This window comes from Nitrosovibrio tenuis (genome assembly GCF_900109785.1).
Classification (GTDB): domain Bacteria; phylum Pseudomonadota; class Gammaproteobacteria; order Burkholderiales; family Nitrosomonadaceae; genus Nitrosospira; species Nitrosospira tenuis_A.
In genome coordinates this window covers 1-2227 of sequence record NZ_FOBH01000028.1, presented here as the reverse complement: position 1 = coordinate 2227, position 2227 = coordinate 1, and the positions used below count along the sequence as shown (strand labels likewise).

Sequence of the window (2227 nt, the reverse complement as noted above, 5' to 3'; positions counted from 1 at the left end):
GTTTCTTCTCCTCGCTTTCTGCCGAGCATCTCCAGCGTTACTTCCGGATCATTCAGGAAGGGATAGCGGTGCGGCGTCATTTTGATCTGTTGAGATGGTTGCAGGGGGAGATACAGCATTATCTTCCCCATGAGATCATGCTGGCGGCCTGGGGTGATGCACGCTCGGGTTTCACCCATTACGACATCGTATCCGCCCTGCCCGGAGTCAGGACAGCCTATCTGGAGCCGGCGGGTCTTTCGCCGCTGCTGCGGGAACTCTATAATCGCTGGGTCGAGCTGGGCAGAATGCCGGTTGCCTCGGGCATGCGCGAATCGGGCATGGGCGAATCATGCATGCTGCGCACAGGCAGCGGTTTGCAATGTTCCTTTGGCAAGGCTTTGCAGGGCATGCACTCATCGCTCCTGCACGGCATCAGCGACAAGCGCGGGCATCATGATTGCCTGTACGTGATTTTCAGCTCCAGCGAGGGGTTCAACCATTCCACGCTCAGCGCCATGGAAGTTCTGCTGCCTTATCTTGACAACGCCCTGCGCCGTGTTGCACCCTTGCCGTGCCACCAGGCGCCGCGCCTTTGCGACTCGCCGGATGGCGAAGACTTTGGGCTGAGCGAGCGCGAAAGCGAAATCATGGACTGGGTCAGGATGGGCAAAACCAATGCCGAGATAGGCAGCATTCTATGCATCAGCTCCTACACTGTAAAAAATCACCTGCATCAGATTTTCCGCAAACTTGACGTCTACAACAGGATGCAAGCCGTCTCCAAAATAGAGCGCGGCGCCAGCCATGGCTGAAGCCAATCCGACATTTTCCGCTTCAACGGTTTCCGCAAGCCATACACAGGGGCCGCTGGGCAACAACATGCTCAGCGCCGTGGAGAGCATTCTTGACCCGGCGATGCTCACACTCTCACTCTGGCTGGTGAGTGCGGGCATTGAAGGACAGCCGCTGCCACCCTACCTGATCCTGGGGGTGATCGTATTTTCGATCACCTTCCCAGGCGCATCCAGGCTGCAATTTTCGATCAAGCGGCTGGTCTTCGACGTTCTCTACAGCTGGTTCTGGGTAGCCTTGCTGCTGTTCTTTCTCGGCTTTGCCACAGGCTATATTGCCGAATTCTCCAGCCACGCGCTCATGACCTGGCTGTGGGCTGCACCCATGAGCCAGATTGGAGCCCATCTTGCGCTGCGCGCTGCCGCGCCTTACCTTTTGATGCTGCAAGGACCGGCGCAGCGCGCCATTATCGTAGGCATGAACGAGCAGGGGATTGCGCTCGCCAGCCGCATTCACGGAACGCGCTATTCCAGGATCGAGCTGTCCGGCTTTTTCGATGACCGCAGCCAGGACCGGCTGCATGAGGCGGCCACACAGGAGACCCAGCACGGCCAGTTGCTCGGCAGGCTGCGCGAGTTGCCCCACTTCGTCAAGGAAAACCGCATCCAGTTCATTTATCTGTCGCTGCCGATGGCCTCGCAGCCGCGCATCCTCCATGTGCTGGACGAACTGAAAGACACCACGGCCTCGATCTACTTCGTGCCCGACATGTTCATCACCGATCTTATCCAGGGCCGCAGCGGAACCGTCTGCGGCATGCCGGTCATCTCGGTGTGCGAATCGCCTTTCACCGGCTCCAACGGCTTCATCAAGCGCGCCAGCGATATCATCCTGTCCCTGCTCATCCTGACGTTGATCGCTCCGCTTCTGCTGCTCATCGCCATCGCCATAAAAATGAATTCGCCCGGTCCCATCATTTTCAAACAGCGCCGCTACGGCCTGGATGGCGAGGAAATCCTCGTCTATAAATTCCGCTCGATGCGCGTCTGTGAAGATGGCGAGACCATCCGCCAGGCGCAAAAGGGAGACAGCCGCATCACTCCCATCGGCGCGTTCCTACGCCAGAATTCGCTCGACGAGCTGCCCCAGTTTGTCAATGTCCTGCAGGGACGCATGAGCATCGTGGGCCCCAGGCCGCATGCCGTGGCGCACAATGAAATCTACCGCAACCTGATAAAAGGTTATATGATTCGACACAAAGTCAAGCCCGGAATTACAGGATGGGCACAGGTCAACGGCTACCGCGGCGAAACGCGTACCCTCGACAAGATGCAGGCGCGCATCGACCATGACCTCGATTACCTGCGCAACTGGTCGCTGCGGCTCGATCTGCACATCATCCTGAAAACCATACTCGTGGTCCTCAAGGACCGCGCAGCTTACTGAGCTTCAT

2 protein-coding genes are annotated in these 2227 nt (G+C 58.1%); both read left to right on the top strand.

Translation table 11 applies throughout. From position 1 onward, the window contains the following. A partial coding sequence (gene epsA, locus BMX00_RS14225) for an XrtB/PEP-CTERM-associated transcriptional regulator EpsA (protein WP_245728104.1) occupies positions 1-794 on the top strand: 794 nt, incomplete at its 5' end. After that, a complete protein-coding gene (locus BMX00_RS14220) occupies positions 787-2220 on the top strand; it encodes an undecaprenyl-phosphate glucose phosphotransferase (protein WP_090829681.1) in 1434 nt (477 codons plus the stop codon). The genes epsA and BMX00_RS14220, both read left to right, overlap by 8 nt. Positions 2221-2227 lie beyond the last annotated feature (7 nt).